The sequence below is a fragment of the Kitasatospora sp. NPDC048286 genome, from assembly GCF_043201735.1.
In the GTDB taxonomy this organism is placed as follows: domain Bacteria; phylum Actinomycetota; class Actinomycetes; order Streptomycetales; family Streptomycetaceae; genus Kitasatospora.
In genome coordinates, this window is sequence record NZ_JBICZE010000010.1 from 35373 (window position 1) to 59343 (window position 23971).

Sequence of the window (23971 nt, forward strand, 5' to 3'; positions counted from 1 at the left end):
CACTATGTCCCCATGGATCTCGGACTGAAAGACAAGGCCTACATCGTCACCGGCGCCACCCGAGGCCTCGGCCTCGCCGGCGCCCGCGAACTCGCCGCCGACGGCGCCCGCGTGCTCATCAGCGGTCGCACCCAGCAGGCCGTCGACACCGCCGTCGCCGAACTCGGGACCCTCGGCACCGCCCGGGGCCTCGTCGCCGACAACGCCGACCCCGACACCCCCGAGCGCCTCATCTCCGAGGCCCGGCACCACTTCGGCCGTCTCGACGGCATCCTGATCAGCGTCGGCGGCCCCCAGGCGGGCCCCGTCGAGACCACCCCCGAGGACGCCTGGCGCGCCGCCTTCGAGTCCGTCTTCCTCGGTGCCCTCCGGCTCGCCCGCGCCACCGCCGCCGCGCTCCCCGAGGGCGGTGTGATCGCCTTCGTGCTCTCCAGCTCGGTCCGCCAGCCGATCCCGGGCCTCGGCATCTCCAATGGCCTGCGCCCGGGCCTCGCCATGGCCGCCAAGTCCCTCGCCGACGAGCTCGGCCCCCGCGGCATCCGTGTGCTCGGCCTGCTCCCGGGCCGGATCGACACCGACCGGGTCCGCGAGCTCGACGGCCTCACCCCCGACCCCGAGGCCGCTCGCGCCAAGGCCGCCGCCACCATCCCGCTGGGCCGGTACGGCGCCCCCGAGGAGTTCGGCAAGGTCGCCGCCTTCCTGCTCTCCCCCGCCGCCTCCTACCTGACCGGCCTCATGGTCCCCGTCGACGGCGGCGCCCTCCGCACCCTCTGACGCCCTCGCAACTCTCAATCACTCATTCCTGACCAATCGATCCCGACCAATCCGTCCCCACTACTCCACCCTCGACTGCCTGCGCCCCCGCCGGCCCCGCCGCCCCCACCCGTGCCGCGGCTCGACGGGGGCCGCCTGCAGGACCCGGATGCGCAGATCGGCCGGCAACTCCGCCAGCCGCAGGCTCCCGCACGCATCCGCCCGGGGCCCGTCCTCGAAGTGCTCCACCAGCGCGGCCGGATCCCCGCCCGGCCGCAACCGCACCGCGCCTCGCAACCGCGGATGCCTCGGTGCCCGCACCAGCCGCACCCCGGCCCGCTCGACCTCCGGCAGCACCGCCGTCCCGTTCTCCAGCGCCTCTTCCAGCGCCCGCGCACCGACCCGCAGTCGGAGCCCGCTCACGCCCGGCGTCGGCACCGCGATGCTCGGCAGCCCGCTGCGCCGCAGCTGCGCGACCAGCCACCACGCCATCCCGGCCACCAGCACGGTCAACCCGCCGATCACCGTCGGCCACCACCACGCCGACGCCACCCACTGCCCCCGCGAACGCGCGCTCACCACCGGCTGGTCGGGCGAGGTGAGCGGCCACCAGTCCGGCGGATGTACGCCCAGCCGCCGGTACAGATCGAGCCCGCCCGCCAACACCAGCACCCCGATGCCCAACAGCACCGCACCCACCAGCCCCAGCAGCACCCGGTTGACGACCGTCCTCCTCACCCCGTCACCCCCTCACCACCACCCGCGCCGCCACCCGTCCCCGCACTCGCCCCAGCCCCCGCGCCGCCACCCGTCCCCGCACCGGTCCCCGCGCCGAAGTCCTCCCCCACCGCGCCGGCGGCCCCTCGTGCCATCCGCACGTCCAACCGCAACGGCCGCCCCAGCCCCACCCGCTCCAGCTCGTCCCGCAGCTGCCGCTGCACCAACGCCGGATCCGCCACCCCCGCCAGCGAGATCCGGACCCGCCGCCGACCGACCCGGATCCGCAGGTGGTCGATCCCGTCCAGGCCCGCCGCCCGGTCCGCCAACAGGTGTCCGACCCCGGCCCGGTCGATGGCCGCCGACGTCCCCCCGTACGGACGCAGCACGAGCCACCGCCGCAGCCCGGGCGCGACGGCCAGCCACAGCAACCACCCGCCGAGCGCGGTCGCCACTCCGGCCCCCACCAGCACTCCCAGGTCGTCGAGGTGGCGTGTCGCCAGCTCGTCCGCGATCTGTGCCCGCCACCGTCGCGCCGGCTGCCCCACCCGCACCGCGATCACGTCGTACAGCAGCGCCCCCGCCACCACCAGCACCCCGGTCGCCACCAGCGCCGCCGCGGCCGTACGCGGAGCCCGCAGCCGTCTCACCCTCCACGGCCGGGCTTCCGGCGCCGCCCCTTCCACGCCCGCCGTCGCGGAATCCTCCGCGTTCACGCTCACGAGGCGCCTCCCGTCACCAACTTCTCGACCACGACGACCACTTCCGACACCCTCGTCCCGGTCAGCCCCACCACCCGCTCGGCGATCCGCTGCCGCACCGCCCCGGCCAGCGCCGCGATGTCCGAGGGGAACGGCAGCTCGAGCTCCACCCGGACCATCACCGTGCTGCCCGGTACGGTCACCGAGACATGCGGCGGCGCCCCCTTCGCCCGCCCGGCGGGCCAGGCATCGGCGAGCACCTCCCGGGCGGCCCGGGCCGCGATCCGGGCGTACACCCGGTCGGCGACCCGGAGCCGCCCCCGACGGCCCGGCACGGACCCCACGGCGGAACCCGACCCGGGGACCGCCGAGGAATCCGAACCGGAGCCCGAACGGGAAGAGAGCGCAACCCGCCCCGGACCGGACGCAACGCCCGACATCAGTGACGCCGGTCGCGGCCGCGGAGCAGGTCCCCGAGCTCGCCCAGCTCGATGTCTCCCTCCAGCAGGCGCCCGACCACGAAGCCGACCAGCCCGAGCGCGCCCACCAGCAGGAAGGCCGCGAATCCGCCGAAGTACCCGGCGAAGCCGAGGGCCATACCCGCCGCCAGGCCGACGATGGCCAGGTTCATCCGCTACTCCCTCGTCTCCAGCTACCTCGTCCGGTCCTGATCCGACTCGCCGCCGACAACCCGACCCCGCCCCGCCCCGCCCCGCCCCGCCGCCGAACGCGCTACTTGAGCTTCGGCCGCTGTCCGGGCGCCGTCTCCGGCACCTCTTCCTCCTCGAACTCCGGTTCGTCCGGGAGGTGGACGTCGTTGACCGCGATGTTGACCTCGACGACCTCCAGGCCGGTCATCCGTTCGACCGCGTTGATGATGTTCTCCCGCACCTGGCGGGCGAGTTCGGGAATGACCACGCCGTACTCGACCACCAGGGCGATGTCGATCGCGGTCTGCTTCTCGCCGACCTCGGCCTTGATGCCCCGCCCGACGCTGGGCTTGCCGCCGGGCACCCGGTCCCGCATCGCGCCGAAGGTACGGGCGAGCCCGGAGCCGAGCGCGTGGATCCCGGCGACCTCACGGGCTGCCATCCCGGCGATCTTCTCCACCACGCCGACGGCCAGCGCGGTGCGGCCGCGCTCGCCGACCGGCTTGGCACCGCCGCCGGTCCCCGGCGGCGGGCCGGCGCTGCCGCCGGTGTGCTTGTGCATGGTCGCGGGCGTCGGAGTGTCAGGCATGGCGCTTCTCCCGTCGTGCGGCTCCAGCTATATCGCAAGCCTCCCCAACTCTGGCATTTCGCCACGAACCCCGCCCGCCGAGCGCCGCCGGCCGGCTCCCCGCACGGAAGCTCCCGCCCCCGAACGGGGAAAGGGCCCGGCCCCGGGAGGATCTCCCGGGGCCGGGCCCTGCGTCGTCACCGCGCGGTCAGTCGCCGATCCCGGCGAGTTCCCGCAGTCGGCGGGCCTGCGCCGCCCGTTCAGCCGAACGCTGCTCGTCGAAGGAGCGCCCGGCGGCCCCCTGCAGCAGGGCCTTGGTCTCGATCACGGCCCCGCGCGGAGCGGCCAGCAGGGCCGCCGCGAGGTCGCGAGCGGCGGCGTCCAGTTCCTCGCCCGGCACCGTCAGGTTGGCCAGCCCGATCGCGGCAGCCTCCTCGGCACCCACCCAGCGGCCGGTCGCACAGATCTCCAGTGCCCGCGCGTAGCCGACGAGGTCGGTGAGCGGCTTGGTGCCGGCCAGGTCCGGGACGAGGCCCAGCGAGGTCTCCTTCATCGCGAACCGGACGTCCTCGGCGACCACCCGCAGGTCGCAGCCGAGGGCCAGCTGGAAGCCCGCACCGACGGCGTGGCCCTGGACCGCCGCGATGGAGATCAGGTCCGGGCGGCGCCACCAGGTGAAGGCCTCCTGGTAGGTGGCGATGGCGTCGTCCAGCTCCTGGTCGCTGGAGGCGGCGAGCTGGAGGAAGGTGGGCTCGCCCGGGATGCCCTCGGGGGTGAACATGGCCCGGTCCAGCCCGGCGGAGAAGGAGACACCCTCCGCGCGCAGCAGCACCACCCGGACGCTGCCGGGCAGCTCGCGGCCGGCCGCGGTGAGGGCGCGCCAGAGCGCGGGCGACTGGGCGTTGCGCCGCTTGGGCAGGCACAGGGTGACGACGGCGAGTTCACCGTCGATCTCCAGGCGGACGCCGTCGCGCTCCCAGCTCGGGGCCTGCGGGTCGGTGGCGGGAGCGGTCATGCGGGAACCTCCGGTGGCGAGGGACTTGGCTACCGGAGAGTAACAAAACTGGAGACGCGAGGGCAGGGGCCCCGACCCGAAAAGATCGACGGGGCCCACAGCGCTCGACGAAACGCGAAAGCGGAGCAGAGCGAAGCGCGAAAGGAAAACGAACGGACGTGAAGAACGGGGGGCGGACGACACCCCGGACATGACGATCGGCGGCCGGTCCACACGACCCGAGGGCGGACGCCCAGCTGGTGGTCAGCTGTCGTCTCCTCGGCCGGCGCCCTGCCGCCGCGTCATCCAGCCGGTGGCTGACTAACCGTCAGGACCCGGCCCCGGCGGTCGCCTTGTTCTTGCCCCGCGTGGCACCGCCGCGACCCCGGAGAATGACTCCGGATTCGCTCAGCATCCGGTGCACGAAGCCGTACGAACGACCGGTCTCCTCCGCGAGAGCGCGAATGCTCGCCCCGGAGTCGTACTTCTTCTTGAGATCGGCCGCGAGCTTCTCACGCGCGGCACCGGTCACCCGGCTGCCCTTTTTCAGAGTCTCGGCCACCCGTGCCTCCTCGTAGCGTTGCTCGGTCAGATTCCCATGATCACCCATCCATCGCGTCCTGGCCACCCATTCGACAAGGTCGATGTCGGAAATGCGTGGTCCTACGGTGGTGATCCGAGCGCATCAGGGCGCTCACACAGAGTGCACGCCCCCGGGTGGAAGTCGCCGTTCGCCGAGAAATAGCTGATCAGCAGCGTCGGCCCGACCACGATCGAGTGGCGGGCCGACGGAAAGTCCTTAAACGGAATCCGGGTCTACTTCATTCCCGGACACGCCGAAAGGACTAGATATTCTCATCCGAAAAGCGGATCTCGCGTCTACTTCCGGTCAGGCCAAGGAGACCAGATCGGCGTAGGACGGGTTCCAGAGATCCTCCACGCCGTCCGGCAGCAGGATGATCCGCTCCGGGTCGAGCGCCTCGACCGCGCCCTCGTCGTGAGTGACCAGGACGACCGCCCCGGAGAACTCGCGCAGCGCGCCCAGGATCTCCTCGCGGCTGGCCGGGTCGAGGTTGTTGGTGGGCTCGTCGAGCAGCAGCACGTTGGCGGAGGAGACCACCAGGGTGGCCAGCGCCAGACGGGTCTTCTCACCACCGGAGAGCACCCCGGCCGGCTTGTCGACGTCGTCGCCGGAGAACAGGAAGGAGCCGAGGATCTTGCGGATCTGCACCAGGTCGGTGTCCGGCGCGGCCGAGCGCATGTTCTCCAGCACGCTGCGGTCCGGGTCGAGCGTCTCGTGCTCCTGGGCGTAGTAGCCGATCTTCAGGCCGTGGCCCGGGATCACCTCGCCGGTGTCCGGCTGCTCCACCCCGGCCAGCATCCGCAGCAGGGTGGTCTTGCCGGCACCGTTGAAGCCGAGCACGACGACCCGCGAACCGCGGTCGATCGCCAGGTCGACGTCGGTGAAGATCTCCAGCGAGCCATAGGACTTGGACAGGCCGCTGGCGGTCAGCGGGGTCTTGCCGCACGGGGCCGGCTCCGGGAAGCGCAGCTTGGCGACCTTGTCGCTCTGGCGCACCTGCTCCAGACCGGAGAGCAGCTTGTCGGCGCGGCGGGCCATGTTCTGCGCGGCCACCGTCTTGGTCGCCTTGGCACGCATCTTGTCGGCCTGGGCGTTGAGGGTCGCGGCCTTCTTCTCGGCGTTGGCCCGCTCGCGCTTGCGGCGCTTCTCGTCGTCCTCGCGCTGCTGCTGGTACTGCTTCCAGCCCATGTTGTAGACGTCGATGCAGGAGCGGTTGGCGTCCAGGTAGAACACCTTGTTGACGACCGTCTCGACCAGGTCGACGTCGTGCGAGATGACGATGAAGCCGCCCTTGTACGTCTTCAGGAAGTCCCGCAGCCAGACGATCGAGTCGGCGTCCAGGTGGTTGGTGGGCTCGTCGAGCAGCAGCACGTCGGAGTCCGAGAAGAGGATCCGGGCCAGCTCGACGCGGCGGCGCTGACCGCCGGAGAGGGTGTGCAGCGGCTGGCCGAGGATGCGGTCCGGCAGGCCCAGCGCGGCGGCGATGGTGGCGGCCTCGGCCTCGGCGGCGTACCCGCCCTTGGTAAGGAACTCGGTCTCCAGCCGGGCGTACTTCTTCATCGCGTTGTCCTGGGTGGCGCCCTTGCCGTTGGCCATCCGGTCCTCGTTCTCGCGCATCTTCTTCAGCACGGTGTCGAGGCCGCGGGCGGACAGGATGCGGTCCTTGGCGAGCACGTCCAGGTCACCGGTGCGCGGGTCCTGCGGGAGGTAGCCGACCTCGCCCGACCGGGTGACGGTGCCGGCGGCGGGCAGGCCCTCGCCGGCCAGCACCTTGGTGAGCGTGGTCTTGCCGGCGCCGTTGCGGCCGACCAGGCCGATCCGGTCGCCGGCGGCGACCTTGAAACTCGCGGACTCGATCAGGATCCGGGCACCGGCACGCAGTTCGAGGGCGTTGGCGGAAATCATGGCTGAGGACTACTCCTGGGACGTGGGCGGGCGGCCGGGTGCGACGGACCCGGGGCCGGGTTGGCGTGAGGGGGACTTCAACGGCGGTCGGCGCGGCCCTCGTGGCGCCGCCACCCGCTATTGCCCGGAGAAGATAGCCATGGCGGCAAGTCTACCGGGCCCCGTGTGTCGCCTCCGGAGTAGTACCGGCCTGGGGTATCCACCGGGCACCGGGGGCCCACCGGTCCCGGCCGAGGGCCGCCCGGACCGAGACCATCACCTCGGACCGAAGCCTCGCCTCGGACCGTAGCCGTCGCCCCGGGCCGAAGCCTCGCCCCGGGCCGGAGGCCGCCGTCCGCGGGCCGACCCGGTTGCCGCGACCGGAGACGACCGCGGCCGCGACTACTGCGGCTGTCCGGCCGGCTGGTCCCCGGTAGGCGCCGCGGAGTCCGGCGTCGGGGCGTCCGGGGCGGTGCCGGCGGCCGCCGGGTCGCCCGCGGCCGGGAGGAGCGCCGACGGGTCCGCCGCACAGCCGCCCTGAGGACGGACCGCGGCGAACGGCGCGTCCACGCTGCCGCAGGGCGTCTCGGGCGCCGCCGCCTTGGTGTCGAACACCTTGGGCGGGACGATCGGGCCGTCGGTGATCTCCACCCGGCTGCGGTCCAGCACCTTGACCATGGCGTTCGGGCCGGTGCTCGTCGCCCAGCCGTTGCTGTCCAGCCGGTAGCCGGTGATGCCGCCGGACACGGCCTGCCCGCTGCTGTTGGTGCAGGTGCGTGGGATGAGTACGGCGTAGTCGGTGTGGACGGCGCGCAGCGGGTCGTAGACGCAGCCGCCGGAGGGCTTGTCGTTGTAGCGCAGGTCGCCGTCGGCGTCGCGCAGGCCCATGGTCAGGTTCGGCGTGACCAGGGCCAGCCAGGGCGAGCCGTCCCGCTGGACGGTGTGCAGCGCGCCCGCGGCCCGCTGCATGGCGAGCGCCTTGCGCTGGGCGTCGGTCCGCTTGTCGGCGCCGGGTTCGCCGTCGCCGTGCAGCCAGTCGGCCAGGCCGGGCACCGCGCGGTGCCAGCGGACCTCGTGGTCGCCGGGCCGCACCGAGGTCACCATGCCGTCGTCCCAGACCACGATGGCGTTGTCGCCGGCCATCGCCAGGTAGAGCGCCTCGGCGCCCTCCCGGCGGTAGGACCAGGCCTGCTCGCCGGTCTGCTTGTGGAAGGCCTCCAGGCCCGGGCCCACCCGCAGGTCGAGGTCGGCCGAGCTGAGCGACTCGGAGTTGACCGGCGTCGCCCCCGCGTCACCCGGTCCCGCCACCCGGTCGCCGAACGGCACCGGCTTGTTCGCGTGTGCCGCCGCTCCGGCCGCAAGGACCAGCACCACCGCCGAGGCAGGCAGGATCGAGCGGGGGGTCAGTACACGCAGCGGCTTCCAGGACACGGCCGGAGCGTACCTTTCACCGGGCACGCGAGTCAGCCCGGTTCTGCCGCCGACACCTCCCGCCCGGCGTCCGCCCGGCCCCGCGCGCCCTCCCCGCACGTCCGCCCGCCCACCTGCGCCGTCGGGGCCTCGGCCGCTCCGGCGGGCGCGCCGGAGCGGGCCGCAGCGGCCCGGCGGGACCGTTACAGAGCTGATACACGACCGCCGGTCGTCGGCCGCCGTGGCAGCCGACGTTCGATCGGCGCCCACTTTGGGGTGACATTCGGCCCCTTCGTCCCTCTTCGGGCCTACTGTCAGCGAGCGGGGCGCCACGGTCCGTCCACGCCGTGACCGTGGCTCCCCGCCCACGAGACTCCCGAGGAGAGCACCATGCGAATCGGCCGCCTGACGCTGGCCGCCGCCACCCTGCTGCTGATGGCCACGGCCAGCGTCCCGGCCGGGACGCCGTTCAGCCAGACCGAACGGCACACCCTCTCCTCGGACGCCATCGAGCCGCGCGGTCCGGCCCCGCGCCCGCCGGTCCAGCGGCCGAGCCACGAGCCGCCGTTCGGCGCGTTCGTCGGCTCCTGGGACGACTACATCCCGCAGATCGGCCGGTACGCGCAGTGGCTCGGCGACGCGAACATCCAGGTCGGCCACACCTACCTGGCGGGCAACGGCTGGAGCGACATCGAGGGCGAGCCGATGGTGCTCGGCCTCTGGTCGCAGTGGCGGCAGGCCGACTCTTCGCGGCTGCTGGTGCTCGGTGTGCCGATGCTGGTGCCCAGCGAGGCGAAGGTGTCGGACGACGAGGTCGCCGAACTGCTCGCCCAGGGGGCGCGCGGGGACTTCGACGGGCACTTCCTCAAGCTCGCGCGCCGACTGGTCGCGTTGGGCAGTGCGGACACCGTGCTCACGCTCGGCTGGGAGATGAACGGCACCACCTACACCCACCGCTGCAAGCCCGACCCGTCGGCGTGGAAGACGTACTGGCGGCGGATCGTCGAGGTGATGCGCTCGGTGCCCGGGCAGCGCTTCCGCTTCGACTTCGCCCCCAGCCGCGGCCTGGACGCCATCCCCTGGACCAAGTGCTACCCCGGCGACGACGTGGTCGACATCATCGGCATGGACAACTACGACCAGCCCGCCGGCGGCACCTTCGACGACTACGTGCGCGAGCCGTACGGCCTCCAGGACCAGGTGGAGTTCGCCGCCAAACGCGGCAAGCCGGTCTCGTACCCGGAGTGGGGGCTGTTCCGCAACGGCGACAACCCCGAGTTCGTGCAGCGGATGGTCGACTGGATCCGCACCCACGACACCGCCTACCAGACCGTCACCGACTACTGTCCGCACGGCTTCTTCCAGTGCGAGCGCAATCCGCGCTCGACGGCGACGTTCAAGGAGTTGATGGCCGGGTCGAAGGGGGCGCCCTCGCCGGCGCCCGCCGCGGCGGCCCCCGGCGTGCCCGCGGCGCCGGGCCCGGCCGGCCCCGTGGACTCGCCGGCCGCGCCCGGGGGCCGCGCCGCGCCGAGTGCGACGCCGCACCCGGCGGCCCGTCCGACGACCGCCAAGGCGACGGCCGTTCCGACGGGCACGAAGCACGCCCGGCACTGAGCGGTCAGCTGCGGCGGCGGGCCAGCAGCGCCTCCTTGAGCCGGGGGAAGCGGGTGTGCAGCTGGTGCGCCGCCACCTGCCGGGCGAGCACCGCCCCGGCCCGGAGGGCGGCCGCCGGTGCCGCCCCGGCCGGGCCGAGCAACAGCCGGTGGTTGGACAGCTGGTCCGGCCGCCAGCGCTGCTTGTACGGTTCCTGCCCGCGCAGCAGGCCGAGCACCGGGACGCCCGCGCCGACGGTCTCGTCCAGGGCCGCGCTGAACAGCAGCCCGGCGATGTCAAGGCGCTCGCGCAGCACCGGGTGGGCGCCGTACATGTACAGCCCCCCGAAGGACGGGCAGAGCAGCAGCAGGTTCACCGCGACCAGCTGGCCGTCCAGGTGGAACTGGTGGACGACGGCCCTGCCCGCGGCGACCAGTCCGGTGGTGGACTCGGTCAGGTGCCGGGCGAACCGGTCGGTACGGTGCTCCGGCGTGACGCCGCGCGCCTGCCACTGCAGGAAGTGCAGCCGCAGCAGCCCGTCCAGCGCCTGCGGCACCTCGGCCACCGGGGTCGTACGGACCTTCACGCCGGCCTCGGCGATCTTGCGGAGCTTCACCCGGCTGCGCTGGGCGGTCTTGCCGGGCACCCGTTTGAGCAGCCGGTCCATCGGGACGGCCGGCAGGTACTGGCAGAGCGAGTCGCGGTAGCGGCGGCGGCTGCCGCGCCAGTGCCCGTACACCCGGTGCACCGCCGCGTCGGGATGCACCTCGCGCAGCTCCAGCCAGTGCCACGGGCGGGTGAGCGGGAGGACGGCGGCGAGTTCGGCGGCGGCCCGGTCGGCGTACTCGTCGTCGAGCAGGACGTCGGTGTAGTCGGCCAGCCCGGCACCGAGACCGGTCAGGCCGCCGAACGGTCCGCCGCGGCGGACGAAGGCGCCCGCGCCGACCAGCCGGCCGTCGCGGCGGACCAGCACCAGGAGCAGGCCGCCGGGGCGGCCGTAGTGGCGCCACCAGGAGCGCTGCCAGTCGGCGGCCTGGAAGAAGGTGGCGGTCCGGGAGCGGGCGGCCAGGTCGTCCCACTCCTCGGCGAGGACGTCCAGGGCGTCGTCCTCGCGGCGCAGCTCGGTGGTCCAGGCCGGCGCCGTCGCCTGGGCGGGCAGGCTGCTTCCGCGGGTGCGGGTGCTCACCGGCCGCTCCCGGCCGGGGCCTTCTTCCGGGCGGGGGTCTGGTTCCCGGTGGCCGGGGCCTGCTCCTCGGCGGCGGCGGGGGCCTGCTCCTCGGCCGGGGGCTGCTCCATCGCGGGCTGCTCCGCCGCCGCGGGCTCGGTGCCGGCCTGCTTGTCGGCCTTGCCGTCGACCTTGCCGTCGGTCTTCTTCTCGGCCTTCGGGCTCTCCTTCTTCACACTCGTGGTCCTGGCGCTCTCCTTCTTCGGGCTCGCGGCCTTCGCCCCTCCGGCCTCGGGAGCGGCGACAGCCCCGGGCTCGGTCTCGGCCGGCTCCTCGCGACGCGGGCGCGGCTGCGTCGGGACCGCCACCGACACGGCGGCGGCGGGGACAGCGACGGCGGGGGCGGGGGCAGGGACCTCCGGTGCCCGTGCGGCCCGCGGCGCTTCGGGGCTCGCGTCGGCCTCGGGCGTTCCCGCGCCGCCCCGGCGGCGGGTCATCATCACCAGCGCGCCCAGCAGCAGCCCGGCCGAGCCGCCGACCGCGACGTCCAGCTTCCCGGAGGGCGTGGTCGGCTTGTCCGGCGCGGCGGCCGGGGCCAGCGTCACCAGCCGGACGTTGGTGTCCTTGCTGCTGGTGTTGGCGAAGGCGACCAGCGAGCGGGCCACCGCGTCGGCGGTCCCGGCCGCGTCCTGGGGGCGCCGCCCGGTCCCGGTGATCTCGATCATCGGGGCGTCCGGCGAGGTCGTCCCGTGCACCAGGGTCTCCAGCTCGGTCCGGGTGTGGCCGGTCTCGTCGGCCGCCACGGCGAGCACCTGCGGCTGGCCGGCCAGCCGGCCGTACGCCTGGGCGAAGTTGGTCGCGATCACGGCCTCCCCGGGGTTCTGCGCGACCACGAGGACGTAGGCGTTCGCGGCGTACGACGGGTGCGCGACGACGGCGTACCCGGCGCCGGCCGCGGCGCCCAGCGGAACCGCGAGCACCACCGGCCACCAGCGGCGGACCAGGCGGCGGGCGCTTCGGCGCGGTGTGGTCATAGGTGTTGCTCCTTGGGTCTGGTACGGCGGTTCCGGCGGTGGCGGGCGGTCAGACGCGGGCCAGCCGGTCGTAGAGGGCGCCCAGGTCGGAGGCGACCCGGGCGATGTCGTAGTGGCCGATGGCCGGGGGGTGGGGCAGCGGGTCGGCGATGTGCCCGCTGAGCGGCCGCAGGTCGCGCAGCGCGGCGGCGTAGGCGGCCGGCTCGGAGGGGATGCGGCGGGCCTGCGGGGCGGCGCTGGGCGGGAGTTCGTCGAGTGCCGGGCAGGCGCTGTGCCGCACCGGCAGCCCTGCCGCGAGGCCCTCCAGGACGCCGAGGCCGAAGGTCTCCGCGGTCGAGGGGGCGGCCAACACGTCCAGGGCGGCCAGCAGTTCGGGCACGTCGTCGCGCTCCCCGGCGAGCACCAGCCGGTCCCGCACGCCGGCCTCGTCGGCCCGGCGCTCCAGCGCGGCGCGCTCCGGGCCCTCGCCGACCAGCACCAGCCGGGTGGCCGGGTCGAGTTCGGCGAGCGCCTCGACCAGCACCTCGAAGCGCTTGCCCGGCACCAGCCGGCCCACCCCGCCGACCACCCAACTCCCGTGCGGCAGCCCGAGCTCGGCCCGCAGCCGGCGACGGACGGCGGCCCGATCGGCGGGTGGGAGGCGGTAGCGGGAGGCGTCGATGCCGTTCGGGATCAGCTCGATCCGGGCCGGCGGGACACCCCAGGAGCGCAGCGTCTGGGCGACCTGTCGGGAGACGGCGACGGTGGTGCTGCCGAGCCGTTCGGCCGCCAGGTAGAGGCCCTTGACGCCCCGGGTGACCGGGCGGCCCTCGATCACCCCGGCGTGCAGCGAGTGCTCGGTGGAGACCACCGCGCGCACCCCGGCCAGCCGGGCGGCCAGCCGGCCGTACAGCTGCGCCCGGTAGAGGTGGGTGTGCACCAGGTCGTAGCGGCCGGCCCGGACCAGCCGGACCAGCCGGGGCAGTGCGCGCAGGTCCCGGTTGCCGCGCATGCCGAGATGGTGGACGGTGACGCCGTCGGCGCGCAGCGCGGCGGCGACCGTACCGGGCTCGGTCAGGGCTAGCACCTCGCACTGCTGGTGCGCCGGCAGGTGCCGCAGCAGCAGGTGGAGTTGGCGCTCGGCACCGCCGGCGGCCAGTCCGGTGACGATGTGCAGCACCCTCATGGCCGGGGCTCCCGGCGGGCGTGGCGCAGTTCGGTGACGGCGTCGCGCAGCCGCTGCCGGCCCCTCTTGGCGCGCAGCCGCCAGGCGCCGTCGCGGGCGCCGACGTAGCAGCGGGGCAGGGCGAAACGGCCGGTGAGCGGGGAGTGCCCGATGGCGCAGGCGTAGTCGTACCCGGCGTCGCGCACGGCCAGGGCGGCGGGCAGGTCGACGGCGCCGTACGGGTAGCAGAAGCCGGTGACCGGTCCGCCGACGGCCTTCTCCAGCAGGCGCCGGCTCTCCCCGGCCTGGACGGCGAGGGCCTCGGCGGGCAGGCCGGGCAGCGCCTGGTGACCGAGGCCGTGCGAGCCGATCTCCCAGCCGGCGGCGGCGAGTTCGGTGACCTCCTGGACGGTGAGCAGCTGTTTGCGCGGGCCCTCGGTGTCCCAGTCGTTGTCCCGGCCGAGCAGGTCGGCGACCACGTACGCGGTGGCGGTGAAGCCGTACGCCTGGAGGATCGGCACCGCGTACCGGGCGAAGTCGGCGTAGCCGTCGTCGAAGGTCAGGCCGACCAGTCCGTCGTCCCGGCCGAGGGCCCGGGCCCGCATCAGCTCGCGGACACTGACGCCGCGCAGGCCGCGCCGGTGCAGCCAGGCGATCTGTTCGGCGAACCGCTCGGGACTGACGGTGAGCCGGTAGGGGTCCTCCTTCTCGACCGCCACCGAGTGGTACATCAGGATCCACGGCGAGGCGGAGCCATGGACCGGTGGTTCACCGATCGGGGGGCGGCTCCTGGGCAGTGGTGCCCAGTGCGGCGGGGCGCTGCTGACGCCCGCCCGGGCCGAACGGACGGCTCCCCGTTCATCGTCCATGGGGACGCTTCCCTTCTTCGGCGACGGTTGGCGGGGTCCGCCCGGGCCCCAGGGCCCGGGCGGCGGCGAGGACCGGGCCGCGCACCTCGCGGGCGCCGAGCCCGGTGCCGAGGGCGGCGAAGGCCAGCGCCACGGTGAGGCCTCCGAGGAGGGTCGAGAGCAGCGGGTCGGCGGCCAGGGCGGCGGCGGCGGTGCCGAGCACGGTGGCCCCGGCGGCGGCGGCCACCAGCCGGCCGTGTCCACCGAGCACCCGGTGCAGCCGCAGCGGGATGCCGCGCAGCACCAGGCCGTGCAGCAGCAGCGCGGCGGTGGTGGTGATGCCGGCCGCGTTGCCGGCGGCCAGCCCCAGGGCGCCGAAGCGGGGTGTGGCGAGCAGGCCGGTGGTGACGGTGACGCCGAGGCCGAGCAGCATGGCGGCGACCGGGTACCAGTCCAGGAGCCGGCCGCGCCCGTCCTCGGTGCCCGGGTCGTCGGCCCGGCGGACCACCGGGCGCAGCGAGAAGTACGGGCGGATCATCACACCGATCAGTGCCTGGGCGGGCAGGCCGAAGCTGTAGACCCGGATGACGTCCGCGGTGGCGGCCGTGTCGTGCGGGCCGAAGGCGCCGCGTTCGAACAGCAGCGAGACCACCGAGGGGGCGCAGGCCATCAGGAAGGCGGTGCCGAGCAGGACGACGGCCGCCGCCTGGCCGAGGTCCTTCTCCACCCGGTCGCGGGCGGCGGTGAGGTCCCCGGCGGCGAGGGCCCGGGCGACCAGCGGGAAGGTGACGGTGCAGATCAGGATGCCCGCCGTCATGGCGAGCTGGGAGACCTTGGCGGCGTAGTTGAGGTGCGAGATGGTGCCGGGCGGCAGGGCCGAGCCGAGGTAGCGCTCGACGAAGACCTGGGACTGGCGGGTGAGGGTGAAGGCGGCCACCGGCAGCAGGGCGAGCGGCATCAGCACCAGGGTGCGGCGCGAGCGGCGGCCGCGGCCGGTGCCGGGCGGGCCCTGGCGCAGTCGGCGCAGGAACGGGCCGACCAGCAGGCCGGCCATCAGCAGGCTGCCGGCCGCGACACCGAGGGCGGCGGAGCGCACCCCGAGGTGGGAGTGGAGGCAGAGCAGGACGGCGAGGATGCCGAGGTTGTGGGCGACGTAGATGCCGGCCGGGGCGGTGAAGCGGTGGTGGGCGCGCAGCGCGGCGGCCAGGTAGCCGGCCACCCCGAAGGGCAGCACGGTGATCGCGGTGATCCGGGTGCAGGTGACGGCCAGGCCGGGGTCGGTGAGGCCGGGGGCGAGCAGTGCGACCAGTTCCGGGGCGCCGAGCGCGGCGGCCAGGGCGAGGCCACCGAGCGCGAGCAGCAGCCAGGGCAGGGAGGCGCGGACGAGTTGGCGGACCGGGTCGGGGGCGTCCGGGTCCTCCTCGCGCAGCACCAGGGCGAGGGCGAAGGCGGGCACCATGAGGAAGGACATGGCGTCCTCGATCAGCAGCGGTGCGGCGGTCTCGGGGACGGTCCAGGCGACCAGGAAGGCGTCGGTGCCCTGGTTGGCGCCGAAGTAGCGGGCCAGCAGGAGGTCGCGCAGCAGGCCGAGGCCGGAGCCGGCGGCGCTGAGGACGGCGGTGATGCCGAAGGCCTTGGCGAGGAAGCCGCGCCGGGGGGCCGGGTGGGGCTCGGCGGCGGGGTCCTCGCCGGTGGCGCCGCGGGGGGCCGGGAGGGCGGCGGGGCCGACGGCGGCGGCCGGTTGGTCGGTGGTCACCGGGCCGCTCCGGCGGCGGGGTGGTCGGTGGCGGGGTGCTCGGCGGCGGGGAGCCCGGGGCGGTGGGTGGCCGCGTGGGCGGCGAGGCCGAGGACGACGGAGGTCAGCACGGTGGTGGTGCCGCCGATGTCGGAGTACAGGAAGTCGACCAGGACCCAGGTGAGCAGGGCGAGTGCGGCGAGCCCGGGGCCGTGGCGGTGGCGCAGGCAGCCGAGCAGCAGGGCGAGGAAGAGCGCGGCGTAGGCGGTGATGCCGATCAGGCCCTGCTCGCTGAGCACCAGGAAGTACATGTTGTGCGGGGAGAGCAGCGGTTCGCGCTGGAAGCCGATGGTGGCGTCGGCGGCGTCGCTGCCGGAGGACAGCCGCAACGGGGCGTGGCTGTCGCGCAGTTGCTGGAAGGCCTTGGGCCCGGCGCCGTGCACGGGGTGGTCCTGCCAGATCAGTCCGGCGGTGGACCACAGGTCGTACCGGTCGGAGACGGACTGGTCGGGGGCGGCCGAGACCGAACCGATCGAGCTGAGCCGCTGGGTGACGCCGGAGCCGCCGAGGCCGAGGCCGCCGACCAGGACGACGACGGCGGCCAGGCCGACGACGGCGCCGCGCACCAGCAGCCGGGCGTCGGCGCGCAGCAGCAGCACGGTGGCGGCGAGGCCGGTGGCGATCCAGCTGCCGCGACTGAAGGAGACGGCCAGCGGGAAGACGAGGAAGGCGGCGGCGGCGAACATCGCGCGGCGCAGGCGGGGGTTGCCGTCGGCGCGCGGCGCCGGGCTCCCGTCCTCCGCCCGGCGGGCGGGGGTGCGCCGCCCGGCCCCTGGTCCGCGCTCGGCGAGGGCCAGTGCGAGGGCGGCGAGCAGGCCGTAGCTGACCACGCTGGACATCGCCATGACGTCGAGTGCGCCGAAGGTGCCGACGGCCCGGATCGGCTGGCCGGTGTAGGAGGCGCCGGTGTGGGTGAGGTACTGCTTGGCGCCGACCGCGCCCTGGATCAGCGCGGCGAGCACGAAGGAGCCGAGGACCAGGCGCTGGTCGGTGCGGTCGCGCAGTGAGCAGAGGACGGCGACGGGGACCAGGACGAACACCTGGGTGAGCCGGACGAAGCCGGTGACGCCGGCGGCCGGGTCGATCGAACCGACGGTGGCGACGGCGGCCGCCACGACGATCCCGCCGAACAGCGCGCAGGTGGTGCGGCTGATCGCGGGCAGCCGTCCGCGCAGCAGGTCGAGCGCGGTGAGGGCGACCAGGGCCAGCGAGGCGAGGTCGGCGGCGGTGATGTGGACGGCGGCGGCGACGTCCTTCTGCCCGGTGGGCACGCAGACCAGCAGGACGGTGGCCGCGGCCAGCGGGCTGGTGCGCTCCGCGAGTACGGGCAGGGCCTTCCGTAAGACGGGGTGGGGGAAGGCGGGGAGGGTCAGGGCCACGCGGGGTCAGCTCCCGTCCGGGTGGAGCATCAGGGCCGTGGTGCGGCACAGGATCTTGACGTCCTGCCAGAGGCTCCAGCTCTCGATGTAGCGGTTGTCGAAGCGGGCCCGGTCCTCGATGGAGGTGTCCCCGCGCAGGCCGTTGACCTGGGCCAGGCCGGTGAGGCCGACCGGGACCCGGTGGCGGTCGGCGTACTCGGGGTAGGCCTGGCCGAACCTCATGACGAAGTACGGCCGTTCGGGGCGCGGGCCGACCAGGCTCATGTCGCCGCGCAGGACGTTCCACAGCTGGGGCAGCTCGTCCAGCGAGCTCTTGCGCAGCAGCCGGCCGACGGCGCCCATCCGGTGGTCCTGGGCGATGTTCCAGCGGGTGGCGGACTCGTGCTCGTTGCTCGGGCGCAGGGTGCGGAACTTGAGGAGGGTGAAGACCCGGCCGTCCAGGCCGGTGCGCTGCTGGCGGAAGAGCACGCCGGGGCCGGTGTCGAAGCGGACGGCGAGGGCGCAGAGCGCCAGGACGGGGGCGAGCAGCAGCAGGCCGACCGCGGCGGCGGTGAGGTCCAGGGTGCGCTTGGCGATCCAGCCGGGGCGGCGGCGCGCGGGGCGGCCGACCCGCAGGCAGGGGAAGCCCCACAGGTGGTCGCCGCCGGTGACCGGGGTGACGGGCAGCGAACCGTACTCGCGCAGGGCGGGCACCAGCCAGGCCTGGCAGCCGAGCCGTGTGGCCTCGCGCAGGGCGGCGGCGGTCTCGGCCTCGTCGGTGCCGCCGGCGGTGGCGATCACGTGCTGGACGCCGTGCCGGCGCACCTCGCGCTCCAGCGCCTCGCGGCCGCCGAGCACGGGCAGGTCGGTGTCGCCGGGCAGCAGCGGCGGGTCGGCGTCGAGGAAGCCGACCGGGCGCATCCCGTACTCGCCGTGCTCGCGCAGGACGGCGGCGACCCGGTGACCGAGCCGGCCGGCGCCGAGCACCAGGACGGGGCTGGGGCGGCTGCGGCGGATCCGCCGGGCCAGGTGGTAGAGGACGGCGCGGCCGGCGGCGGCGATCAGCAGCTGGGCGCCGAGCAGGAGGGTGAGCCGGGCCGGGCCGCAGTCGGGCCAGCGGCCACCGAGGCAGCCGGACAGGGTGACGGCGAGGGCGGTGGCGACCACGGCCCGGGCGGCCAGTGCGGGCAGTTCGTCCAGGACGGAGAGGGTGAGGCGGGAGCGGTAGAGGCCGCCGGTGAGGTTGAGCAGGAGCAGCAGGGGCAGGACGGCGGGGACGCCGAGCAGCGGGTCGAGCGGGCCGGCCGGGTCGATGACGCGACTGGCGATGCCGCCGGCGGAGCAGAGCGCGATGATGTCGGCCTGGACCAGGGCGAGCGACAGGGCCGGCCGGGATCGGACCGTGCCACGGGAACGGCGCGGCGAGGGGACCGCCCGGGGGTGTGCCGCTCCCGCCGGACGGTCGAGCAGCCCGGTGCCGGGCCGGCGGGGGCCGGACAGGGGTCCGGCGTATCGCGGCACACTGTCGTGGTCAATGGTCATCAGCGCACGATCTCCCCTGCTGTGTGCCCGGGGTGACGGTGCCCCGGCACCGGCTGGCGCGGGGCGGCCGTCCCGGCCCGGTGGGCGCGGTCCTGACAGCGCCTGCTGCCGCTGACGGCTTTCGGACGTCCGGTGGCGGGGCCGATCGCCGAGGGACCAATCACGAGGGAATCGGTCGCGCGGGGCTCTGCCGTGAATTCCCGGCATGAAATCTGAACGAAGCAGGCAAAATCCGACAATACAGAACCAGGCCGTACCGGGCGGAAGTTGACTTGCCGTTTCATTCCAGCCGCCCAGTAATAGGTATTTCGGATTTGACTCCTCGCCTCCATATCCGGTCGAGGGTGCGAATACGACAACGCCGGAAACGACGGGCATTCACGGCATGTGAAACGATCAGATCCGCTCTGGGACACGGGCCCGGCGCCGCCCCGACGCCGGACCGGCACCCAGCAGGTGGCGGTAGAGGACATCCACCTGTTCGACCACGGTGCGCACGTCGTGCCGGCCGGCCACGTGGTCGCGCAGCCGCGCACCGCGCCGCTCGCACTCGATCGGATCCGACAGCGCGTCCCCCATTCGGGTGGCGAGGGCCCGCACGTCCTCGGACGGGACCACCGCGTGCGCGAGCTCGGACGGCGGCAGGCACTCCCGGGCCCCGGACACGTCGGTCAGCAGCACCGGCCGGCCGGCCGCCATCGCCTCCAGCGGGGCCAGCGCCATCCCCTCCCAGCGCGAGGGCAGCACCACCAGATCGGCCGCCGCCAGCCACGGGCGGGGGTCCGGCACGTCCCCGACCAGCCGGACCCGGGCGGGCTCGGCGGTCCGCCTGACCAACTCCGCGACCCGCTGCTCCTCCGGCCCGCCGCCGACCAGTGCCAGCCGGGCCCGCGGCACCCGGCGCAGCACCTCCGGCCAGGCGGCCAGCAGCACGTCCTGACCCTTCTGCCGGCACAGCCGCCCCACGCACACCGCCAGCGGGGCGTCCAGGTCCAGGCCGAGCGCGATCCGGGCGGCGCGGCGGTCGGCGGGCACGAAGTGGCGCACGTCGACACCGTTGGGCACCACCGCCCAGTCGGCGTGCACCCCGGCCGCCACGCCGTCGGCCCGCTCCTGGACGCTGACGCACAGCAGCCGGTGCGACCAGCGGGCCGCGAAGCGCTCCCAGCGCAGGGTGGCGGCGGCGAGCGCGCCGTCGACGGCGGCGAAGGACCAGGCGTGCGGCTGGAAGACGGTCGGCACCGTGCCGCGCACCGCGAGCCGCCCGGCCAGTCCGGCCTTGGCGCTGTGCAGGTGGACCACGTCGGGCGCGGCCGCCCGGACGATCCGGCGCAGCCGCCAGGCCTCGGCGGCGGTGCCCGGGCCGGGCGAGCGCCGGGCGGGCCAGTCCTGGACCAGCGCGCCCACCGCGCCGGCCTCCTCGGCCAGCCGGCCGCCGCGCGGGCAGGCGACCATGACCCGGTGCCCGGCCTCCCGCTGACCCCGGACCAGATCGGCGACGACGCGGGCGACCCCGCCGTCCACCGGTTGCGAAATGTGAAGGATCGTCATATGCACGGCGGCGAGCCTAGGGTGGCTCCCCGGCGCCGGGCGGCCCTCGTCACCCGCAGGTGGTGGTTCGGCCACCCGTACGGCTTTCGGCTCGTACGGGAGACCGAACCGCTCGAATTCCCGGGCGATTCGAGCGGTTCGATGGATCTACGCGCGCGAATCGCGCGGTTGGCGATTCCGCGGCCTCGGCGGGCCGCGGATGATTCAGCGGGACGCCGCGGCCGCGGAGGCTTCAGCGGACCTCGGCGCCCCCAGTGGGCCGCGAGGGCCTCAGCGGACCTCGGCGGCGAGGTTGGCGAGCACCTGGTCGTGGATCCGGTTCAGGCCCTTCGGCGCGAAGGTGCGCTCGAAGAAGCCGCCGATGCCGGTCGCGCCCTGCCAGGTGGCGGTCACGGTGACCTTGGAGCGGCCCTCGCCGACGGCCGAGACGGTCCAGGTGATCACCATGCTGGAGTTGGCGTCCTTCTCCACCAGCTGGTCCGGCGCGGGCGCGGAGACGGTGAACAGGCAGTCGCGCACCCGCTTCTCGGTGGCCTGGAGCTTCCAGTGCACCTGGGTGCCGGCGCCGGTGCCGCCGACCCGCACCTCGTACTCGCTGTACTGCGCGGGCAGCAGCTTCGGGCGGGTCACCTGGTAGTCGGCCAACGCCTCGTACACCCGCTCGGGGGCCGCGTCGTAGACCCGCTCGGTGGTGGCCTGCACCTGTCCCATGACCTTGCTCTCCTCGTGTTGCGGGAACCGCTCTGTCCGGCAAGCCAATCACAGGCTCACGCCCGCGACGCGGCGGGATAGGGTGACCGGTGTGCTCGATCTGGTGACTGCTGTGCGCTACGTCGACCCGCTGCGGGCCGGTGGCTCCGTCCCCGGCGTGGTGGAGACCGACGACCTGGGAACGTACGTGGTCAAGTTCACCGGGGCCGCGCAGGGCCGCAAGGCGCTGATCGCCGAGGTGATCGTCGGCGAACTGGCGCGGCGGCTGGGCCTGCGGGTGCCGGAGCTGCGGCTGGTGGACTTCGATCCGGCCGTCGCCGCGGACGAGCCGGACACCGAGATCCAGGACATGCTCAAGGCCAGCGCGGGCCTCAACCTCGGGATGGACCTGCTGCCCGGCGCGCGGGACTTCCGGCCGGGGATGATCGCGGTGGACTCCGCCGAGGCCGGCCGGGTGGTCTGGCTGGACGCGCTGACCGGCAACGTCGACCGCACCGTCCACAACCCCAACCTGGTGGTCTGGCACGGACGGCTCTGGCTGATCGACAACGGCGCCGCGCTGATCTTCCACCACCGCTGGGCGGGGGCCGAGGCGGCGGTCGGCAAGCGGTACGACCTCAGCGCGCACGCGCTGGGCGGCTCGGCCCCGGACGTCCGGCTGGCCGACGAGGAGCTCGGGCCGCTGGTCACCGTGCCGCTGCTGGAGGAGGTCGTGGCGCTGGTCCCGGACGAGTGGCTGGCCGGCGAGCCCGGCTTCGACTCGGTGGACGCCGTCCGGCACGCCTACGTCACCCATCTGGCTGCCCGGGTGGTGCTCTCCGAGGAGTGGCTGCCGGAGGGCTTCGCCACGCCCGAGCAACTGCTCGAGGCGGAGCGGCGGCGGGCGGCCCGGACCAGGACGGGGCGGCCGGCCTGGCTGCAGGAGGTGCCGGACCTTCACGGCAAGCCGTCCGTGGAGACGGTCTGGGAGCACCACTTCGACGAGGCGTAGCCGGGCGCGGGACGGCCGGAGCGGCGCGGGCGGCCGACGCGGCCCGGGTGCGGGGCGACCCGGGTGCGGGGCGACCCGGGTGCGGCCGGAGCGTCGGTGATCGGATGCGACCGATCGGCGATCCTGTCCGGCCGGTTGGCGGTCGGGTGCGAGCGGCCGGCGCGGGAACGCGACCGGGGAGCGGGACCGTGTGGTCCCGCTCCCCGGCTCTACTGTTCGGAGTTGTCCGCGATCAGCATGTCAGCGCGTCAGCGCCACCACTGGACCGCCTTCTCGGCGTTGATCAGGCCCGCGCCGTAGAAGCCGTTGTCGTCCGCGCCGCCCTCGCAGGTGGCCTTCCAGGTGCCGGCGCCGCCCGGGTTGAACTCGCCGGTCGGGCACGGGACGGACTCGGCGTGGGTGGTCAGCAGCTCGGTCAGCTCGTCCGGGCTGGCCCACGGGAAGGTGCTGGCGAGCAGCGCGACCACGCCGGCGACGTGCGGGGTGGCCATCGAGGTGCCCTGCATGTAGCCGTACTTGCCACCGGGGATGGTGGACAGGATGCGGCCGTCCTTGTCCGGGGTGTTCGGGAACTGGAAGCGGCGGTCGCCACCCGGCGCGGTGACGGAGACGACGCCCTTGCCGTAGCTGGAGTAGTACGACTTGACGCCGTCGGAGCCCACCGCGGAGACGGCGATGACACCGGGCAGCTCGGTCGGCAGCGACAGGCAGTCGTTGGTGACCGGGCGGGAGCCGGGGGTGGTGTCGTCCGGGCTGGCCACGTCGACGGTCTTGTGCGCCAGGTCGATGTTCTCGTTGCCCGCGGCGGCGACGTTGAGGACGCCCTTGCGCTGCGAGAAGGCGACGGCCTTGCGGACGGCCTCGGAGATCGCGGCCTGGTCCTTGTCCGTCTTGCAGTTGAACATCCACGGGTCGACGAAGTAGCTGTTGTTCGTCACCTTGAAGCCGTGCTCGCCGGCCCAGACGAAGCCGCAGACCGCGTTCTCCGGGTAGATGAACCCGCCGTCGTCGACGACCTTGACGGCGGCCAGCTTCACGTTCGGCGCGACGCCGACGACGCCCTTGCCGTTCTTGGCGGCGGCGATGGTGCCGGCCACGTGGGTGCCGTGGTCGCTGGTGGTCGGCTGCCAGGCCTTCCAGTCGGTGTTCGTCTTGCCGTCGATGCAGGAGACCGACTGCGAGGCGTCCACGTTGGCGGCCAGGTCCTCGTGGGTGGCGTCGATGCCGGAGTCCAGCACGCCGACGGTGACGTTGCGGCTGCCCAGCGAGATCTTGTGGGCCTTGTCGGCACCGATCTGACGCATGTCCCACTGGTAGGCGTCGTAGGGCTCCTGGCCCGGGGCGGCCGCGGCGGCCGGCTCGGCGGCGACGTCGGCCTTGCCCTGGTCGGCGGCCTGGATGCCCTTGGTACGGCTGGCGCCGACCGAGTCGACGCCCTTGGCCAGGCGCAGCTTCTCGGCGAACTTGGTGTCGTTCGAGCGGGCGACGACGACGCCGACCTGCTCGTACGACTGGACCACGGTGCCGCCGAGGCCGGTGATGGCCTTCTCGACCTTCTGTACCTGGCCGTGGTTGGCCTTGGTGTTGACGACGTAGCTCATCAGCGGACCGGTCGTCGAGTCGGCCGTGGGGGCCGCGACGGCGGTGCCGGCCGGCAGCGCGAGGGCGCCGGCGGTGGCGAGCACGACGCCCACCGCCGCGTACCGGGTACGGCTGATCCGAGGAACACGCATGAGGGTTGGCCTCCCGAGTCGTCAGGCGGCAGCTGCGATGGGCAGGTGCGCTTGGGAATGACCGGGACGCTAATGAATATTTGGTTATAAGCGCAAGAGGTAGTCATCTAATCGTCACATCTTGACCAGGGACCGGGGTTAAGGGCACCCGGCGATCAACACAGGCAACAGAGGTCAAGAGTGTTAAAAAGTGATGGTTCGCCGACGTGCCGCCACACCCTCCGCGACCTCGGCCACCAGCACGGA

The 23971-nt window shown here is 74.2% G+C and carries 22 protein-coding genes; 3 read left to right on the plus strand and 19 right to left on the minus strand.

The features are described 5' to 3' along the window. The first annotated feature begins 12 nt into the window (after positions 1 to 12). Positions 13 to 774 (plus strand): SDR family oxidoreductase, encoded by a 762-nt coding sequence (locus tag ACGF13_RS23905; protein WP_392878280.1) that lies wholly within the window; start codon positions 13 to 15, stop codon positions 772 to 774. Between the two features lie 60 nt (positions 775 to 834). Here ACGF13_RS23905 and ACGF13_RS23910 read toward each other — a convergent pair whose 3' ends face one another. From ACGF13_RS23910 to ACGF13_RS23950, 9 genes are all read right to left on the minus strand, one after another. Next, entirely contained in the window at positions 835 to 1491 is a 657-nt protein-coding gene (locus ACGF13_RS23910; protein ID WP_392878282.1) for an alkaline shock response membrane anchor protein AmaP, read from the minus strand. Further along, complete coding sequence (locus ACGF13_RS23915; protein ID WP_392878283.1) at positions 1488 to 2192, minus strand: DUF6286 domain-containing protein; 705 nt, start codon at positions 2190 to 2192, stop codon at positions 1488 to 1490. The genes ACGF13_RS23910 and ACGF13_RS23915 overlap by 4 nt, the downstream gene beginning before the upstream one ends. Further along, on the minus strand, positions 2189 to 2515 hold the full coding sequence (locus tag ACGF13_RS23920) for a hypothetical protein (RefSeq protein ID WP_392878285.1): 327 nt from the start codon (positions 2513 to 2515) through the stop codon (positions 2189 to 2191). The genes ACGF13_RS23915 and ACGF13_RS23920 overlap by 4 nt, the downstream gene beginning before the upstream one ends. Positions 2516 to 2610: 95 nt before the next feature. After that, entirely contained in the window at positions 2611 to 2802 is a 192-nt protein-coding gene (locus ACGF13_RS23925; RefSeq protein ID WP_392878287.1) for a hypothetical protein, read from the minus strand. A gap of 101 nt (positions 2803 to 2903) precedes the next feature. Further along, positions 2904 to 3410, minus strand: a complete 507-nt coding sequence (locus ACGF13_RS23930; RefSeq protein WP_392878289.1) for an Asp23/Gls24 family envelope stress response protein — start codon at positions 3408 to 3410, stop codon at positions 2904 to 2906. 187 nt (positions 3411 to 3597) lie between these two features. Continuing rightward, a complete protein-coding gene (locus tag ACGF13_RS23935) occupies positions 3598 to 4404 on the minus strand; it encodes an enoyl-CoA hydratase/isomerase family protein (protein WP_392878291.1) in 807 nt (268 codons plus the stop codon). Positions 4405 to 4711: 307 nt separating this feature from the next. Next, positions 4712 to 4945, minus strand: a complete 234-nt coding sequence (locus ACGF13_RS23940) for a helix-turn-helix domain-containing protein (protein WP_030059940.1) — start codon at positions 4943 to 4945, stop codon at positions 4712 to 4714. 327 nt (positions 4946 to 5272) lie between these two features. After that, positions 5273 to 6871, minus strand: a complete 1599-nt coding sequence (locus ACGF13_RS23945) for an ABC-F family ATP-binding cassette domain-containing protein (RefSeq protein ID WP_392878293.1) — start codon at positions 6869 to 6871, stop codon at positions 5273 to 5275. Between the two features lie 381 nt (positions 6872 to 7252). Further along, entirely contained in the window at positions 7253 to 8281 is a 1029-nt protein-coding gene (locus tag ACGF13_RS23950) for a hypothetical protein (RefSeq protein WP_392878295.1), read from the minus strand. A gap of 369 nt (positions 8282 to 8650) precedes the next feature. On the opposite strand from ACGF13_RS23950, the gene ACGF13_RS23955 reads away from it, so the two are divergent. Further along, positions 8651 to 9874, plus strand: coding sequence for a glycoside hydrolase family 26 protein (locus ACGF13_RS23955; protein WP_392878297.1), 1224 nt, complete (start codon positions 8651 to 8653; stop codon positions 9872 to 9874). A gap of 4 nt (positions 9875 to 9878) precedes the next feature. On the opposite strand, the gene ACGF13_RS23960 is transcribed toward ACGF13_RS23955, so the two are convergent. From ACGF13_RS23960 to ACGF13_RS24000, 9 genes are all read right to left on the minus strand, one after another. Next, the gene (locus tag ACGF13_RS23960) at positions 9879 to 11039 is read right to left on the minus strand and encodes a GNAT family N-acetyltransferase (RefSeq protein WP_392878299.1); all 1161 of its coding nucleotides are present in this window, start codon (positions 11037 to 11039) and stop codon (positions 9879 to 9881) included. Continuing rightward, the gene (locus tag ACGF13_RS23965; protein ID WP_392878302.1) at positions 11036 to 12052 is read right to left on the minus strand and encodes a Wzz/FepE/Etk N-terminal domain-containing protein; all 1017 of its coding nucleotides are present in this window, start codon (positions 12050 to 12052) and stop codon (positions 11036 to 11038) included. The genes ACGF13_RS23960 and ACGF13_RS23965 overlap by 4 nt, the downstream gene beginning before the upstream one ends. Positions 12053 to 12101: 49 nt before the next feature. Then, positions 12102 to 13217, minus strand: coding sequence for a glycosyltransferase (locus tag ACGF13_RS23970; protein WP_392878304.1), 1116 nt, complete (start codon positions 13215 to 13217; stop codon positions 12102 to 12104). Then, positions 13214 to 14065 carry a polysaccharide deacetylase family protein gene (locus tag ACGF13_RS23975; protein ID WP_392878306.1) on the minus strand — a complete coding sequence of 284 codons (852 nt, stop codon included), beginning with the start codon at positions 14063 to 14065 and terminating at the stop codon, positions 13214 to 13216. Before ACGF13_RS23975 ends, ACGF13_RS23970 begins: the two co-directional genes overlap by 4 nt. Next, positions 14055 to 15800 (minus strand): murein biosynthesis integral membrane protein MurJ, encoded by a 1746-nt coding sequence (murJ, locus tag ACGF13_RS23980; protein ID WP_392878308.1) that lies wholly within the window; start codon positions 15798 to 15800, stop codon positions 14055 to 14057. Before murJ ends, ACGF13_RS23975 begins: the two co-directional genes overlap by 11 nt. Next, positions 15797 to 17218: an O-antigen ligase family protein gene (locus tag ACGF13_RS23985; protein WP_392878310.1), complete on the minus strand. Its 1422-nt coding sequence runs from the start codon at positions 17216 to 17218 to the stop codon at positions 15797 to 15799. The genes murJ and ACGF13_RS23985 overlap by 4 nt, the downstream gene beginning before the upstream one ends. A gap of 6 nt (positions 17219 to 17224) precedes the next feature. Continuing rightward, a complete protein-coding gene (locus ACGF13_RS23990; protein WP_392878312.1) occupies positions 17225 to 18739 on the minus strand; it encodes an exopolysaccharide biosynthesis polyprenyl glycosylphosphotransferase in 1515 nt (504 codons plus the stop codon). A gap of 396 nt (positions 18740 to 19135) precedes the next feature. Then, on the minus strand, positions 19136 to 20290 hold the full coding sequence (locus tag ACGF13_RS23995; RefSeq protein WP_392878314.1) for a glycosyltransferase: 1155 nt from the start codon (positions 20288 to 20290) through the stop codon (positions 19136 to 19138). 270 nt (positions 20291 to 20560) lie between these two features. Further along, a complete protein-coding gene (locus ACGF13_RS24000; protein ID WP_392878316.1) occupies positions 20561 to 21001 on the minus strand; it encodes an SRPBCC family protein in 441 nt (146 codons plus the stop codon). A 91-nt stretch (positions 21002 to 21092) separates the two neighbouring features. Between ACGF13_RS24000 and ACGF13_RS24005 the strand changes: the two genes are divergently transcribed. Next, positions 21093 to 21992 carry a HipA family kinase gene (locus tag ACGF13_RS24005; RefSeq protein WP_392878318.1) on the plus strand — a complete coding sequence of 300 codons (900 nt, stop codon included), beginning with the start codon at positions 21093 to 21095 and terminating at the stop codon, positions 21990 to 21992. Between the two features lie 248 nt (positions 21993 to 22240). Here the strand turns inward: ACGF13_RS24005 and ACGF13_RS24010 are convergent, their stop codons facing one another. Further along, complete coding sequence (locus ACGF13_RS24010; RefSeq protein WP_392878320.1) at positions 22241 to 23725, minus strand: S8 family serine peptidase; 1485 nt, start codon at positions 23723 to 23725, stop codon at positions 22241 to 22243. Positions 23726 to 23971 lie beyond the last annotated feature (246 nt).